This is a genomic window from Mesorhizobium sp. P3_A2, from assembly GCF_056403115.1.
In genome coordinates, this window is record NZ_JBFUGC010000012.1 from 111726 (window position 1) to 127943 (window position 16218).

The 16218-nt window shown below is 63.5% G+C and carries 12 protein-coding genes and 1 riboswitch; of the genes, 6 read left to right on the top strand and 6 right to left on the bottom strand.

Annotated features, from left to right (window positions below):
- Window positions 1-235: 235 nt before the first annotated feature.
- The 3 genes from AC1DXM_RS25190 to AC1DXM_RS25200 form a co-directional block, all read right to left on the bottom strand.
- Entirely contained in the window at window positions 236-1375 is a 1140-nt protein-coding gene (locus AC1DXM_RS25190) for an efflux RND transporter periplasmic adaptor subunit (RefSeq protein WP_477237244.1), read from the bottom strand.
- 56 nt (window positions 1376-1431) lie between these two features.
- A complete protein-coding gene (locus tag AC1DXM_RS25195) occupies window positions 1432-2037 on the bottom strand; it encodes a TetR/AcrR family transcriptional regulator (protein WP_477237246.1) in 606 nt (201 codons plus the stop codon).
- A gap of 421 nt (window positions 2038-2458) precedes the next feature.
- Window positions 2459-4099 (bottom strand): acyl-CoA synthetase, encoded by a 1641-nt coding sequence (locus AC1DXM_RS25200; RefSeq protein WP_477237248.1) that lies wholly within the window; start codon window positions 4097-4099, stop codon window positions 2459-2461.
- 191 nt (window positions 4100-4290) lie between these two features.
- Here AC1DXM_RS25200 and AC1DXM_RS25205 point away from each other — a divergent pair, with 191 nt between their 5' ends.
- The 3 genes from AC1DXM_RS25205 to AC1DXM_RS25215 all read left to right on the top strand — a co-directional run bounded on the left by AC1DXM_RS25205 (window position 4291) and on the right by AC1DXM_RS25215 (window position 8693).
- Window positions 4291-5262, top strand: coding sequence for a sugar-binding transcriptional regulator (locus AC1DXM_RS25205; protein ID WP_477237250.1), 972 nt, complete (start codon window positions 4291-4293; stop codon window positions 5260-5262).
- A 94-nt stretch (window positions 5263-5356) separates the two neighbouring features.
- Complete coding sequence (locus AC1DXM_RS25210; protein ID WP_477237252.1) at window positions 5357-7411, top strand: bifunctional aldolase/short-chain dehydrogenase; 2055 nt, start codon at window positions 5357-5359, stop codon at window positions 7409-7411.
- Between the two features lie 214 nt (window positions 7412-7625).
- Window positions 7626-8693, top strand: a complete 1068-nt coding sequence (locus AC1DXM_RS25215; RefSeq protein WP_477237254.1) for a D-alanine--D-alanine ligase family protein — start codon at window positions 7626-7628, stop codon at window positions 8691-8693.
- Window positions 8694-8999: 306 nt separating this feature from the next.
- Here AC1DXM_RS25215 and AC1DXM_RS25220 read toward each other — a convergent pair whose 3' ends face one another.
- The 3 genes from AC1DXM_RS25220 to AC1DXM_RS25230 form a co-directional block, all read right to left on the bottom strand.
- Complete coding sequence (locus AC1DXM_RS25220; RefSeq protein WP_477237256.1) at window positions 9000-10052, bottom strand: substrate-binding domain-containing protein; 1053 nt, start codon at window positions 10050-10052, stop codon at window positions 9000-9002.
- A 46-nt stretch (window positions 10053-10098) separates the two neighbouring features.
- Entirely contained in the window at window positions 10099-11094 is a 996-nt protein-coding gene (locus AC1DXM_RS25225) for an ABC transporter permease (protein WP_477237258.1), read from the bottom strand.
- Between the two features lie 80 nt (window positions 11095-11174).
- The gene (locus AC1DXM_RS25230) at window positions 11175-12686 is read right to left on the bottom strand and encodes a sugar ABC transporter ATP-binding protein (RefSeq protein WP_477237260.1); all 1512 of its coding nucleotides are present in this window, start codon (window positions 12684-12686) and stop codon (window positions 11175-11177) included.
- Window positions 12687-12823: 137 nt separating this feature from the next.
- Here AC1DXM_RS25230 and mtnK point away from each other — a divergent pair, with 137 nt between their 5' ends.
- The 3 genes from mtnK (at window position 12824) to AC1DXM_RS25245 (ending at window position 16083) form a co-directional block, all read left to right on the top strand.
- Window positions 12824-14098 (top strand): S-methyl-5-thioribose kinase, encoded by a 1275-nt coding sequence (mtnK, locus tag AC1DXM_RS25235; RefSeq protein WP_477237262.1) that lies wholly within the window; start codon window positions 12824-12826, stop codon window positions 14096-14098.
- Window positions 14095-15189, top strand: coding sequence for an S-methyl-5-thioribose-1-phosphate isomerase (mtnA, locus tag AC1DXM_RS25240; RefSeq protein ID WP_477237264.1), 1095 nt, complete (start codon window positions 14095-14097; stop codon window positions 15187-15189). The genes mtnK and mtnA overlap by 4 nt, the downstream gene beginning before the upstream one ends.
- Before the next feature lie 199 nt (window positions 15190-15388).
- Window positions 15389-15533, top strand: a riboswitch (FMN riboswitch).
- Window positions 15534-15609: 76 nt separating this feature from the next.
- Window positions 15610-16083, top strand: coding sequence for a 6,7-dimethyl-8-ribityllumazine synthase (locus AC1DXM_RS25245; protein ID WP_477237266.1), 474 nt, complete (start codon window positions 15610-15612; stop codon window positions 16081-16083).
- The last annotated feature ends 135 nt before the right edge of the window (window positions 16084-16218 follow it).

Sequence of the window (16218 nt, forward strand, 5' to 3'; positions counted from 1 at the left end):
CGTTGATCGTGAGCGCATACCCTTGGCATGCGGCTTCAGGGAATTCCGATGCTGGCTTCCGGGCGGCGAGGCTTTCCGAGCGGGAGAGACTCTCATCGCGGTGGGACGCGTGGATCGATGCGGGGGAACTCGACCTTGGCGTCTTGACCATCGGGCACTCGCCGCCCGGAAACCTTGAATGCTTCGCCAGCCTTTTCGCCGAAGCGACGATCAAGCCGGCTTCATGCGCCTGCCTTCAGCGCAGCGCCTTTGCGGCGTCGCCATCCGCAGAGGCGGCCTGCACCGCATCGCCGGTCAGCTTGACCTTGAGATTCTCGGCCATGAACTGCGTGCCGGCGGCAACGACGACATCACCGGGCTTGAGCCCGTCGGCGACACTGACGCCGTCGGCGGTAAACTCCGCAACCTTGACCGGACGCTCGTGCACCGTCTCGCCGGCGCGGTCGACGGTCCAGACAATCTTGCGGCCATCCTTTTCCGCCAGCGCGCTGAGCGGGATCGACACCATCTCCTGCTTCTTGGCCACCGAAGCCTCGATGTTGGCGGTCATGCCGAGCAGCACGCGCGGATCGTCGGGCAGCGAGACACGGACGGCAAAGGTGCGCGACTGCTGGTCGGCGCTGCCGGCCACTTCGCGAACCTTGCCGGAGAGCTTCAGCGCATCGTCGGACCAGAAGCTGGCCGTGACATCCTTGCCTGGTTTGAAGGCGGCGATGTCCATTTCGGGAACCGCAATCAAGACTTCCTTTTCGCCATCGACGGCAACGGTCATCACCGGCGTCCCGGCGCCGACCACCTGGCCGACATCGGCGCTGACAGCGGTGACGATGCCGTTCTCGCTCGCCTTGAGATCGGTGTAGACGACCTGGTTCTGCGCCTGTGAAAGGGTCGAACGGGCGGCATCGCGGCTCGCCACCGCCTGGTTGTAGCTCAGCGTCGCCTGCTCGAGCTGCGACTTCGAGGTGAAATTCTTGGCATAGAGCTGCTCGGCGCGCTTGCGGGTCAGGTCGACCGTCTCGACCTGCCGCTCGGCGGCATCGAGACTGGCCTTGGCGCTCTTGACCGAAAGCTCGTAATCGGTGGAATCGATGCGGGCGAGCACGTCGCCCGTGGTCACATGCTGACCGATGTCGACAAGGCGCTGGGTGACCTTGCCCGAGATGCGAAAGCCGAGATTCATTTCGGTGCGGGCGCGCACCGAGCCGGAATAGGCGAGTTCGCGGCTGTTTTGCGCCTGGCCGATCTCGACCACCTTGACCGGGCGGATGACGTCCTGGACTTCGGCCTTTTCCTGGCTGCAGGCGGCGAGCCCGAGCGTGGCGACGATCAGGCCGGCGGCAGGCAAATTGCGGAGGATGGAACTGGACAAAGACACTTTCGTACTCCCGACTGGAGATTAAACGGTCGACACCGGCGCCCGGCGGGCGGCGGTTATTTCAGGGCTTTGATTGCGTAATCGATGAGGTCGTCGGGCATCGCCCGGTTGGTCTTGGCAAGGCACTGCGCCACCATTTGCGGGTGGCACAGAATGACGGTGGCGGCGCCGAAGCAGCGCGATGCGATGACCGGATCCTGGTCGGCAAACTCGCCGGCCTCGATGCCTTCGCGGATCACCTCGGCAAACAGGTCGTGAATGCTGTCGATATGCTTGTCGATCACACCCCAGTCGCGCTCGAGGGCGACGATGACCATCTCGTGCACCTTCTGGTCGTCGAGCATGACTTCCAGTGTCATCTTGTACTGCGCACGCACGTAGCGGCGCAGCCGTTCCTCGGCACTGATCGGCAGGTGGCAGATCGCGTAGGCCATATTGTAGCTGGCGAGGAGCATGCGGCCGCAGACGGCTTGGTGGATTTCGACTTTGGAGGCGAAGAAGCGGTAGATGTTGGCCGGCGACATGCCGAGTTCGCGGGCGATGTCGGCAACGTTGGTTTTGCCGTACCCATAGTGGCGGAACAGGCGCTCGGCGCAGTCGAGAATGCGCGTGACATTCTCCTGGCGGGCGGCGTCGACCGTTATGCTGGCGGCTTCGGACATTAGCTCTCTGTTAATTAACGAGTGACGAATTTCAATTTTCGTCAGTCGTAAATCCAAAAGAGCGAGGTGTCAATGCGGAATCGACGTACGCGTACGAATGGTGACAGATGGTGACAGTCGGCTGACGGCAGTCGCCTCGCGCCTCGTCATCCTAGGGCGGAGCAAGGAGCGAAGCGACGCGGCGTAGACCCTAGGATCCATGCCGCGACGCCTGCAAAAGAGCAAGGCAGATCAATAGGTTACGCCGACCAGCGATCTGTCATCCGACGCAGCCATTCTCGCTTCTGGCGCACGGCAAGGTGACGGCATGGATCCTAGGGTTTCCGCGACGTCGCTTCGCGACTGCTCCACCCTAGGATGACGAAGTCGCGGAGGCCCGCGACAAATTGTCGAGGTCGCAGCAAGAGTACCAATGCCGCGCCTAAGCCCCCTTCGCCATTTCCCGCAGCCGGAACTTCTGGATCTTCCCTGTCGACGTCTTCGGGATCTCGGCAAAGATCACCGCCTTTGGCACCTTGAAGCGGGCGAGCAAGGCGCGGCAGTGGTCGATGATCTCGGCCTCGCTCGCCGCCTTGCCAGGCTTCAGCTCGACATAGGCGACCGGTACCTCGCCCCATTTGTCGTCAGCCCTGGCAACGACACCGCAGGACGCTACGGAAGGGTGCTTGTAGAGCGCGTCCTCGACCTCGATCGACGATATGTTCTCGCCACCGGAGATGATGATGTCCTTGGAGCGGTCCTTGAGCTGGATGTAGCCGTCAGGGTGCATGACACCGAGGTCGCCGGAATGGAACCAGCCGCCGGCAAAGGCCTCGTCGGTTGCCTTCCTGTTTTTTAGATAGCCCTTCATGACGATGTTGCCGCGGAACATGACCTCGCCGATGGTCTCGCCGTCGGCCGGCGTCTCCTGCATTGTTTCCGGATCCATCACCGTCAGGCCTTCTAGTGCGGCATAGCGCACGCCTTGCCTGGCCTTCTTCTGCGCTTTCGACCCCTTGTCGAGATCGTCCCACGCGCCATGCCATTCGTTGACCACTGCCGGACCATAGGTCTCGGTCAGGCCATAGAGATGGGTGACGGCAAAGCCGGCATCGGCCATGCCCGACAGCACGGCTTCCGGCGGTGGCGCGGCCGCGGTGTTGAAGGTGACGGTCTGCGGGAAGTGGCGCTTGTCCTCGTCCCTGGCGTTGATCAACACCGACATGACGACCGGCGCGCCACAAAGGTGGGTGACGCCATGGTCGGCGATGGCATCGTAGATCGGCTTCGGCCGCACCCAGCGCAGGCAGACATGGGTGCCGGCCTGGACGGCCAGCGTCCACGGAAAACACCAGCCATTGCAGTGGAACATCGGCAGCGTCCAGAGATAAACGGCGTGCTTGGCCATGCCGGCATGGATTGTGTTGGTGTAGGCCATCAGGGCAGCACCGCGATGGTGGTAGACGACGCCCTTCGGATTGCCCGTCGTGCCCGACGTGTAGTTGAGCGAGATGGCGTCCCATTCGTCGTCGGGCATCGACCAGGCAAAGTCCGCATCGCCGCCGGCGACGAATTCCTCATAGTCGACCGAGCCGATGCGCTCGCCCTTCGGATACGGCGCATCGGCGGCATAATCGGGATCATCATAGTTGATGACCAGCGGCTTGACCTTTGCCAGCGCCAGCGCCTGTTTGACGACGGCGGCAAATTCGCGGTCGACGATCAGCACCTTGGTCTCGGCATGGTCGAGCTGGAAGGCGATGACGGCGGCGTCGAGGCGGGTGTTGAGCGAATGCAGCACCGCCTTGGTCATCGGCACGCTGAAATGCGCCTCCAGCATTGGCGGCGTGTTGGACAGCATGACGGTCACCGTATCGCCCTTGCCGATGCCGTGCTTCGACAGCGCCGAGGCGAGTTTGAGCGAGCGCCGCCAGAAGTCGCGATAGGTGATGCGCTGGCTGCCATGGATGATGGCGACATGGTCGGGATAGGTGCTTGCCGCCCGCTCCAGATAGGTGAGCGGCGTCAGCGGCTGGTGGTTGGCGGCGTTCTTGCCGAGATCCTGATCGTAGGGATTGCCCATCCCGTTCTCCCCGAATTTTCTTTTATTGAGAACTTCTAAACACAGGTTCCGGCCACGTCACCATCAGCGAATCCCGACCGGGCACATTTGGTGCAATGATTATCCAGATTCGGCAGGCAAAAAGGCATCGTGTACCCGTGCCAGTTTGACTTTTGTCGAGAGCCGTGAATAATGTCAGCCGAGGAGACGGCATGGCGATCCGACCGGCAGAACAGCTTATCCACAAGGCCGCATGGCTCTATTATGCCCATGGCCTGCGCCAGGACCAGGTCGCAAGCCAGCTTAACATTTCCCGCGCCTCGGTCGCCATGTATCTGCGCAAGGCGCGCGAGACCGGCATCGTCAACATCTCGACCTCGACGCAGCTGTTCACCGACGACGTACTCGCCCGCCAGCTCGAGGACGCACTCGAACTCGACGCCGTCTGGATCGCGCCGGAAAACGACTACGTCCTAGATCCGTCGACTGATATTGCGGTGCTGGCGGCGAGCGTCTTTCTCGAACTGGTCAAGAAGGGCGACCGCATCGGCGTCGCCTGGGGCCGCACCGTCTACACCATCGCCGACGTCATGTCCTATGCCGATCTGCAGGACGTCACCGTGGTGCAGCTTTGCGGCAATCTCGGCGCGCCCTACTCCTACCGCCCCGATCAGTGCACGATGGAAATCGCGCGGCGGCTCAACGCCAAGGGCCTGAATTTCTACGCGCCGCTGGTGCTGACGACGGAATTGCTGGCGCATGGGCTGCGCGCCGAGCCGGTGATCCGCGAGCAATTGGCCGATATAAGCAATTGCGATCTGGCGCTCTATTCGGTCGGCACCGTCGACGCCGACAGCCATGTCGTCAAATGCGGCGCGCTGAGCCCCGGCGAGATGGGGGTGTTGCGCGAGGCGGGTGCGGCCGGCGTCATCGCCGGCCAGATCATCGACGCCGCCGGCAAGGCGCTCGACTGCAGCTATAACAGGCGCGTCATCTCGGCCTCACTTTCTTCGCTGCGCCAAATCGAAAAGCGCCTGATGGTGGTGCAGGAAGACAGCAAGTTCGAACCGCTGCTGGCCGCGCTGGCCGGCGGGCTCTGCACGCATCTGGTGGTCGGCGCGCGCATGGCGCGGCGGCTGCTCGACCATGCCGGAGCCAGTGCGGGGGCAAAAAAGGCTTCCTGACAAACGAAATCCCTGCAGCCGGCGCATTGTCATCAAGGCGTCGCGGCATTCCTGTTCACAGCAACATCAAAGACAGCAAAGCGGACATAGCGACATGAAGAACCTTTGGAATGATGGCGAGGCGGAAAAGCTCGTTGCCGACTATGCGAAAAAGGGCGTTGCCCGCGACCTCGCGCTGCGCGTCTACACGACCCGGCTGCTCGGCGGCGAGCCGCGGCTGGTGCTACATGGTGGCGGCAACACCTCCTGCAAGACCAAGGCGACCGACCTTGTCGGCGACGAATGGGATGTGCTGTGCGTCAAGGGCAGCGGCTGGGACATGGGCGTGATCGAGCCGCAAGGACTGCCGGCGGTGAAGATGGGCGCGCTGCTGAAAGCGCGCGCGCTGGACAGCCTCGCCGACGAGGACATGGTGGCGCTGCAGCGGGCGAACCTGATCGATCCCGCCTCTCCCAATCCATCGGTCGAAACGCTGCTGCACGCCTTCCTGCCACACAAATTCGTCGACCACACCCATTCGACCGCGATCCTCGCCATCGTCGACCAGGAAGACAGCAAGGCGCTGATCAAGACGGTGTTCGGCGACAGAATGGGTTACGTGCCCTACATCAAGCCGGGCTTCGATCTCGCCAAGGTGGCGGCCGATGTCTACGACGCCGACCCGAGCGTCGAGGGCCTGATCCTCGACAAGCATGGCATCTTCACCTTCGGCGACGACGCCAGGCAGGCCTATGACCGGATGATCCACTATGTGAACGTGGCGGAAGACTACGTCACCAAGCATGGCAAACCGCAGCCGGCCAAGGCGGCGCTGCCGGCAAAGCTCGCAACGCCCGCCTCCATCGCACCGACGCTGCGCGGCGCCGTGGCGGTATCGCGCGGCGAAGGCCGCTTCGATCGCATGATCAGCGATTTCCGAACTTCGGACGCCATCGTCGATTTCATCAACTCGGCCGGCATTGCAGACTACGCCGCGCGCGGTGTGTCGACCCCCGATCTGTCGATCCGCATCAAGACCGGGCCAATGGCGGTGCCGGCGCCGGACGCCGACAAGGTTGGCGACTACAAGGCCGTCATCAAGAGCCATGTCGATGCCTTCGCCAGGGACTACCGCGCCTATTTCGAAACCAATGATGCGCTGGACGACGTCAAGCGCACCATGCTCGACCCGATGCCGCGGCTGACGTTGGTGCCGGGCCTAGGCATGTTCGGCCATGGCCGCACGCTGAAGGATGCGAAGATCGCTTCGGATGTCGGCGAGATGTGGATCGAGGCGGTGCGCGGCGCCGAGGCCGTAGGCAGCTTCCATCCGCTGTCCAAGGCCGATCTGTTCCCGCTGGAATACTGGTCGCTGGAACAAGCCAAGCTTGCCTCCAACAAGCCGAAGCCGCTGACCGGCCAGGTGGTGTTGATCACCGGCGGCGCCGGCGCGATCGGCGCCGCGACGGCCAAGCTTTTCGCCGCCAACGGCGCGCATGCGGTCGTCGTCGATCTCGACGCGGCAAAGGCTGCAGAAGCTGCCAAGGCGGCCGGCAACAATTCGATCGGCGTCGGCGCCGACATCACCGACCCAGCCCAGATGCGCGCGGCCTTCGACAAAGCGGTCGCCGTCTATGGCGGCGTCGACATTCTGGTCTCCAATGCCGGCGCCGCCTGGGAAGGCCGCATCGGTGAACTCGACGATGCCCTGCTGCGCAAGAGCTTTGAGCTCAACTTCTTTGCCCACCAGTCGGCGGCGCAGAACGCGGTGCGCATCATGCTGGAACAGGGGACAGGCGGCGTATTGCTGTTCAACACCTCCAAGCAGGCGGTCAATCCCGGCCCGAAATTCGGTGCCTACGGCGTGCCGAAGGCGGCTACGCTGTTCCTGTCCCGGCAATATGCGCTCGACTACGGCGCGCACGGCATCCGCTCCAATGCCGTCAACGCCGACCGCATCCGCTCCGGCCTGTTGACCGACGCCATGATCGCCAGCCGCTCGGGCGCGCGCGGCGTGTCGGAGAAGGAATACATGTCCGGTAATCTGCTCGGACAGGAAGTGACAGCCGACGACGTGGCGCAAGCCTTCCTGCATCACGCGCTGGCCGAGCGCACCACCGCAGATGTGACGACGGTGGACGGCGGCAACATCGCGGCGGCGCTGCGTTGAACATAGAACCGGTTCATCGTTTCACCAAAACGGCGAACCGCTCCACCTCCTGTCTTGACGGACTCCAGGCGGAAAACCGTTTTCGCACGTCGTGCTGAAAAACTGCTCGAACCGGTCAAAATCCCACTCCAATCCTTCGCTTATTGCTTGACCAGTTTCTGGGGCGCCTGGCGTTTCGCATGCAAGCCCCAACTGATCCTTGGTGGAGTAATCGATGGCAGCGAAAAGACTTCGTATCGGCGTGCTCTTCGGCGGGCGCTCCGCCGAGCATGAGGTTTCGCTGCTTTCAGCAAACAATGTCATGGCCGCGCTGGATCCGGCGAAATACGATGCCATCCCGATCTTCGTCACACGCGAAGGACAGTGGCTGCTGAGCCGCTTCAAGGACGGCGTGCTGGCGACGCCGTCCGACGGCACGCAGCTCTGTCTGGTGCCCGGCGGACATGGACGGATGCTGGCGATCCCCGCCAAGGGCGCGCCTCACGACCTGCCGGCCATCGATATATTGTTTCCGGTGCTGCATGGGCTGCATGGCGAGGACGGCGCGGTGCAAGGGCTGGCCGCGGTGGCGCGCGTGCCGCTCGCCGGCTGCGGCATCCTCGGATCCGCCGCCGCGCTCGACAAGGACGTCGCCAAGCGGTTGCTGAAAGCAGCCGGCGTGCCTGTCGCACGCTCGGTGACGATCGAGGAGGGTGCAGCGCCTTCGCTCGCCGTGCTGGAAGACCAGCTCGGCCTGCCGATTTTCATCAAGCCGGCGCGGCAGGGTTCGTCCGTCGGCGTGGCAAAGGTCAATGGCAGCCAGGAATTCGAGCGGGCGCTTTGCGAAGCCTTCCAGCACGATCGTAAGCTGCTGGCGGAGGAATTCATTCGCGGCCGCGAGATCGAATACAGCGTGCTGGAAGACGCCGCAGGCGAACTCTTCGTCTCGCGGGCGGGCGAGATCGTACCGGCAGAAAGCCACGGCTTCTACAATTACGACGCCAAATACATTGACGAGGATGGCGCGGCATTGATGGTGCCGGCCGAGTTGCCGTCGGAGGTCGAGGCCGCCATGCGCGCCATGGCGGCAAAGGCTTTCCGAGCCCTCGGTTGCGACGCGATGGCGCGCGTGGACTTTTTCCTGATGCCGGACATGACATTTGTGATCAACGAGCTCAACACCATCCCCGGCTTCACCGACATCAGCATGTACGCCAAGGCGATGGCTGCAAGCGGCGTCAGCTATCCGGAGGTGATCGACCGGCTGGTGACGCATGGGTTGGCGCGTGCCCGGCGGACATGATGAAGTTATAAGCACCTCGCCAACTCGATAGCGTGGCCAAGAACGCGCGCTAGTCTCTCAAACGTCGGCGCTGCCCCTCACCTGCCTGCCGGCATCCTCTCCCCGTATAGTGACGGGGAGAGGGGCGCTGTCATCGCGGGTTTCGCCAATCACCGGCGTTGCAAGAAAGGCGCCGGCGTCGCGGCCAGTTCCCTTCTCCCCGTCGCTATACGGGGAGAAGGTGCCGGCAGGCGGATGAGGGGCGGCGCCGACTTCGATAGTCAACAGCCTTGCTTTGCGATCCGAAAGCTTTCGCTGACCCGAACGCTACTTTGCGTTCGGGTTGGGCATCCAGGCCGGCATGGCGACATCGGCATGGGCGAATTGCGGCAGCTTGGCCGACAGGTCTTCCATGTTCTTGATGTCCTTGTCGATCAGGTCCTTCTGGGTGATCAGCGTCGGCGGCACGATGACGTTGTGGCCGGGGTCCTCACCGGCGAGCAGCTGTGCCAGCGCGCGCACCGAGACCTGGCCTACGACGGCCGGGTTGGTAGCGGCGGTGGCTGCCCAAGCACTGTCGGTTTCGCGCATGGCGGCGATATCCGTGGTCGAAATGTCGGCCGAATAGATCTTGATCTTCTTGTTCAGCCCCGCCTCGTCGACGGCGATCTTCACACCCTTGGCGAACTCGTCATAGGGCGCGAACATCACGTTGATATCGGGATGCGCCTGCAGCACCGAGCGCGCCTGGTTGGCGACCGAGTTGGCGATCGGGTTGTCGAGCGTGCCGAACATCGCGACTTCCTTGATGCCGGCATATTTCTTCTTCACGTCGACCCAGGTCTCGTTGCGGCGGTCGAGCGGCGCGATGCCGGCGACATAGACATAGCCGGCGTCCCAGCTCTCGCCATTGTCCTTGACCGCCTGCTCGAGCGCGAGGCGCGCAAGGTCTTTGTCGGACTGTTCGATCTGCGGGATCTTGGGGTTTTCGACATTCACGTCGAAGGCCACTACCTTGATACCGGCGTCGACAGCGCGCTGGGCGGCGTCCTTCATCGATTCCGTCAGGCCGTGCTGGATGATGATGCCCTGCACGCCGAGCGCGATGGCCTGGTCGACCATGTCGGATTGAAGGGCCGCGTCCTGGCGGCTGTCGAGCACGCGCAAATCGATGCCGAGCGCCTTCGACTGCGACTCGACGCCCGAGAGATAGGCCTGGAAGAAATCGCCGGTCGAGAGATAGCGCACCAGCGCGATCTTGACGCCCGGCTTGTCGAACGGCGCCGGCTTGTCTCCGGCAAGGGCCGGGACCTGCATCAGCATTGTTGCGCCGGCCAGTCCGAGCGCGACCTTCCCCAGAAGTCGTCTTGTGATGTTCACGTTTTTTCCTCCGTTTGTTGAACTCGAAATCCTGTTCCGGCCAGAACTATCTCCGACCCCTGCCCGAAAGGGCGAAGGTGAAGACAAGGGCGACGACCAGAACCACGCCCTTGACGAAATCCTGCGTGTAGTAAGGCGCGTTCATCATCGTCAGGCCTTGCAGCAAGATGCCGACGAACAGCGCGCCGACGGCGGTGCCGAAGGCGTTCGGCTTGGCGGCGCCGAGCACCGCGTAGCCGATCAGCGCCGCGGCAACCGCATCGAGCAGCAGATTATTACCCGAGGCGATGTCGCCGCGTCCAAGCCGTGCGGCGAGCAAAATACCGCCGATCGAGGCAAAAACTCCTGAAATGACGTAGGCCCAGATTTTGTATGCCTTGACAGGCGCGCCGGCGAGTTCGGCGGCACGTTCATTGGAGCCGACGGCATACATCATGCGGCCGAAACGCGTGTATTCGAGGAAGAACCAGATCATCACGGCAAGCACGATGAGCACGACCACCGAGACCGGGATGAGGTTCGGAATGAAGAAGTCGAAGCGGTGGCGGCCAAGCGCCAGGAAGGCGTCGGCAAATTTGCCGTTGGCGACGGAGCCGTCGGGCATGGTCATGCCGGTGGCGATGGAGCGGCCTTCGGTCGGGATGCGCTGCAGGCCGACGAGCAGGAACATCATGCCGAGCGTCGCCAGCAGGTCGGGCACGCGCATATAGACGATCAGCCAGCCATTGATCAGGCCGACAATGGCGCCAATGAGCAGGCAGACGACGACGGCGACGACAACGTTCTGCTCCAGCACGACCATGACATAGGCCGCCGCCATCATGGCCGATGTGGCGACCGACCCGATCGACAGGTCGAAGCCGCCGACGACAAGCGTGGCGGTAACGCCGAGCGCCAGCACGCCGGTGATGGCAACCGACTGGAAAATGAACACAGCACTTTGCGGCGAAACGAACCCGTCAGCGGCAATGGCGAAATACGCTATCAGGCCGAACAGAAGCACGATGAACCCATAGCGGATGGCGTAGTCGCGCAGCGTCATTCAGCGCCCGCCGTCAATACCCAACTCAAACCCATGCGCTTCATTCCAATTCCCGTCGTCAGTTCTTCAATCATCTTGGCTCAGGCCGCGCTGTGCAGCGGTCCGCCCGCTACTTCGGCGAGCAGGCGGTCGAGGTCGACATCGGCGTTGCGGTGTTCGCCGACGATGGTCTGCTCCGACATCACCAGGATACGGTCGGCGGTCTCCAATGCCTCGTCGAGCTCGGTGACAAACAACAGCGTGGCGCGGCCATTGGCGCTTGCCCGCAGCTTGGCAGCAATGTCGCGCCTGGCCGAGATATCGACACCCTGGAACGGCTCGTCGAGGATGAACAGTCTCGCGTCCTGCGCCATCCAGCGCGCCACCATCACCTTCTGCTGGTTGCCGCCCGACAGCGTGGTCATTTCATCCTTCTCGGAACGGCAGACGATGCCGAGGTCCTCGATCTGGCGGCGGGCCGTGGCACGCTCGAGGCCGCGCTTGAGAACGGCAAAGCGCGACATGCGCTTATGGAAGGGAAGGCTGATGTTTTCCTGGATATTGAAGCCACCGACAATGCCGTTTTCGCCGCGGTCCTTGGCGACCAGGAACACGCCCGCCGCGATGGCCTCGCCCGTTGTGTCAGGCGCGTAGGGCTTGCCGTTCAAATTCATAGTGCCGGCGAGCGGCTTGCGCAGGCCAAACAGCGTCTCGGCCAGTGCGGTCTTGCCGACGCCGACGAGGCCGGTGACGGCAACGACCTCGCCATCGCCAAGCGTCAGCGAGATCGGCCGGGCGCCCGGCGCGATGCGCAGGCCCTCGATGGTCAGGATCGGCTTGGCCGAATTCCTCGCTTCGATCCGGTCGAGATGGATTTTGCGGCCGAGCATGGCGTTGACCGCGCCTTCATAGTCGAGCGGCTTGGTATCGAAGACGCCGGAGATGACGCCATCGCGCATCGAGACGATGCGGTCGGCCAGCCGCCTGATATCCGACATGCGGTGCGAGATGTAGAGGATGGCGACGCCCTGCTCGCGCAGCCGATCGAGCAGCGAAAACAGCCTGTCGGCCTCGGCGCTGGACAGCGACGAGGTCGGCTCGTCGAGGATCAGCACTTTCGGCTGATGCGCCATGGCGCGCGCGATCGCTACCATTTGGCGGTCGGCCAGCGACAGATCGCTGACGCGGGCCCTGAGGTCGATGGCGAGCCCCATGCGGTCAGCGACCGCCCTCGCCTCCCGGCGCACGCGGCCAGGTTTGAACAGCAGCGACGCGCCTTTGCCACTCAACCGGTCGAGCGTCAGATTGGTGGCGACATCGAGATCGGCGACAACGCCGTCATTGATATTCTGGTGCACGGTGACGACACCGGCGCGGATCGCTTCGGCCGGCGTGTTCGGCGCGAAGTTATCGCCGGCAAGGCGCATGGTGCCGCCGGCATGGTCGTAGACGCCGCTGATGATTTTCACGAGGGTGGATTTGCCGGCGCCATTGGCGCCCATCAGCACGGTGATCTCACCGGCATGCAATTCGAGCGAGACGCCGCCAAGCACCTCGATATGGCCAAAGGACTTCCTCAGCCCGTCCACGCGGAACACGGCATCATTGCCCATTCGTTCCTCCCTGACGATGACGCTATGGGCTATGTCATCAATTGTCAACTCGATTGACAATTGCCAGACAGGTTCCTAGCTTGGCCCCGCCGCCATCGCTCCTCTATGATCGGAGCGACCAAGCGCGAGGGTGAGGAATGACTGGAAAATTGCCGTTCGAAGCACTGTCGGTGGAGACGCTTGCAACGCGCCTCGGCGCCAACGAAGCGCTGTGCGCCAGGATCGGCAAGGACATGAGCGCCTGGAAGGTGCGCGAGGTCGGCGACGGCAATCTGAACCTCGTCTTCATCGTCGAGGGAGCCTCGGGCGCGACCGTCGTCAAGCAGGCCCTGCCCTATGTCCGCCTGGTCGGCGACAGCTGGCCGCTGCCGCTGAAACGCTCCTTCTTCGAGTACCACGCGCTGACAAGGCAGGAAGCCCGTGCGCCGGGCTCGGTGCCGGCGATCTACCATTTCGACGAGGCCCAGGCGCTGATCATCATGGAATATCTGGCGCCGCCGCACATCATCCTGCGCCGCGCCCTGATCGACGGCCGCCAGCTGCCGAACATCGCCAGGGATATCGGCCTGTTCATGGCCCGCACCTTGTTCCGCGGCTCCGATCTCTCCATGCCGACCAAGGACCGCAAGGCCGATCTGGCGTTGTTCGCCGACAATGTCGAGCTCTGCGGCATCACCGAGGATCTGGTGTTTTCCGACCCCTATTTCGACGCCAAGCTGAACCGGCATACCTCGCCGCAGCTTGACGGCCTGGTGGCCGAACTGCGCGCCGACCGCGACCTCAAGGTCGAGGCGCAGCGGCTGAAGCATATCTTCGCCGCCAATGCGGAGACGCTGCTGCATGGCGATTTGCATTCCGGCTCGATCATGGTCACCGATACCGAGACAAGGATGATCGATCCCGAGTTCGCCTTCTACGGTCCGATGGCTTTTGACGTCGGCATGCTGCTGGCCAATTTCTGGATGTCCTTCTTCTCGCAGCGCGGCCATGAGCAGAACGGCAAGCGTGACACCATGCGCGCCTATCTGCTCGGGGTGACGGCGGAGACCTGGGCGGTGTTCCGCGCCGAGTTCTCGCATCTATGGCGCACCGAGCGCACCGGCATGCTCTATCAGAAGAGCCTGTTCGAGGATCAGGGCGACATCCTTGCCTCGGAGCAGGCGCTCGACCATGTGCTGCACCAGATCTGGACCGACCTCTTGGGCTTTGCCGGCATCGAAGTGCATCGCCGCATTCTCGGCCTCGCCCACAATGCCGACTTCGAGACCATTGAATACGAAGATTTGCGCGCCTCCTGCGAGGCCAAGGCGCTGAAGTTCGGACGCCACATTGCCGTCAATCGGCGGCAAATCTACAGCATTGACGAGGTCAACAATCTCGCCGCGCTGATCGAACGGGAGAGCAGCATTTGAACGTTGGCGAGCGCCATTACCGCACCATCTGGCTGAGCGACGACAAGCGGTCGGTCGAGATCATCGACCAGCGCTGGCTGCCGCATGAGTTCCGGGTGGAAAAGATCGGCTCGGTAGACGGCATCGCCACCGCCATTCGCGACATGTGGGTGCGCGGCGCGCCGCTGATCGGCGTCACCGCCGCCTATGGCGTCGCTATCCAGATGGCGGAGGATCCGTCGGACACAGCGCTCGACGCGGTGTGGGAGACGCTGAACAAGACGCGGCCGACGGCGATCAATCTGCGCTGGGCGCTGGACGAGATGCGGCGCTCCTTGAAGCCGCTCGCACCGGGACAGCGGGCCGAAGCCGCCTACCGGCGCGCCGCCGAGATCGCCGACGAGGATGTGGACTTAAACCGCGCCATCGGCGAGAACGGCCTGAAGATCATCAAGGAGATCGCGGCGCGCAAGAAGCCGGGCGAGCCGGTCAACATCCTCACCCATTGCAATGCCGGCTGGCTGGCGACGGTCGATTACGGCACCGCGACGTCGCCGATCTATCTGGCCGTCGAGGCCGGCATTCCGGTTCATGTCTATGTCGACGAAACCAGGCCACGCAATCAGGGCGCCCAGCTCACCGCTTGGGAGATGGCCGGCCACGGCGTGCCGCACACGCTGATCGTCGACAATGCCGGCGGCCACCTGATGCAGCATGGTGAAGTCGACATGGTGATCGTCGGCACCGACCGCACGACGGCCAATGGCGATGTCTGCAACAAGATCGGCACCTACCTCAAGGCGCTCGCTGCGGCCGACAATGACGTCCCCTTCTATGTCGCCCTGCCCTCGCCCACCATCGACTGGACGGTGGGGGACGGGCTGGCCGAAATCCCGATCGAGGAGCGCTCCGGCGACGAGGTGTCGCTGGTATGGGGCAAGACGGCGGACGGCAGAATAGCGCAGGTGCGCGTGTCGCCGGAAGCGACGCAGGCAGCCAACCCGGCGTTCGATGTGACCCCGGCGCGGCTGGTGACAGGGTTGATCACCGAGCGCGGTGTGGCCAAGGCTTCGCGCGAGGGGTTGAAGGCGATGTTCCCCGAGCGGGGATAATCTCCCCCTTGAGGGGGAGATGTCGCCGAAGGCGACAGAGGGGGTCGGTGCGTCCTGGCGCGACCTCCCAGCATCGACAGATGACGCTAGCACTCCGCGCGAGACGACCCCCTCTGGCCTGCCGGCCATCTCCCCCTCAAGGGGGGAGATCAGCGCTCCCAATTGACAGCCCCTTCCCACCCCTCCATATCTCCCCCGTTAATGTTCTCAGGACGGGGTGAAAGTCCCCACCGGCGGTGAGGGTTTCGGCCCAAGCCCGCGAGCGCCTTCCGGCAACGGGAGGGTCAGCAGATCCGGTGCGATTCCGGAGCCGACGGTTACAGTCCGGATGAAAGAGAACGATCGCAAGGGACGGCTCGCTCGCGGGCCGGTTTTTGCGTCGTGCGTCCTGATTCTGGTTCGAAACGGAAGGATGGACCCATGAATCAGCATACCCCGAAAGACTACGAAACCTACCGCGTCGCCGTCATTCGCGCGCGCTGGCACGCCGATATTGTCGACCAGTGCGTACAGGCCTTCGAGGCGGAGCTTGCCGCGCTCGGCGGTGGGCGCTTTGCCGTCGATGTCTTCGACGTGCCCGGCGCCTACGAGATCCCGCTGCATGCCAAGACACTCGCAGAGACCGGCCGCTACGCCGCGATCCTCGGCGCCGCTTTCGTCGTCAACGGCGGTATTTATCGCCACGATTTCGTGGCCGGCGCCGTGCTGGACGGCATGATGAATGTGCAGCTGTCGACCGGCGTGCCGGTGCTGTCGGCGGTGCTCACGCCGCACAATTATCACGACAGCGCCGAGCATCACCGCTTCTTCTTCGAGCACTTCACGGTCAAGGGCAAGGAAGCTGCCAATGCCTGCGTCGAGATCCTGGCGGCGCGGGCGTCGATCGCCGCCTGACCCATCAAAAATGCCCGGATTTCAGCCCTGCAACAAGAATTGCGGCCCAAGCGGCCACTGACGGTTGCGGTTCTGGCGAAATCCGGCCAGAAGCATCGGGGGCCGGCCGGCAACCGGCCGGCCCCGCGACGTTGC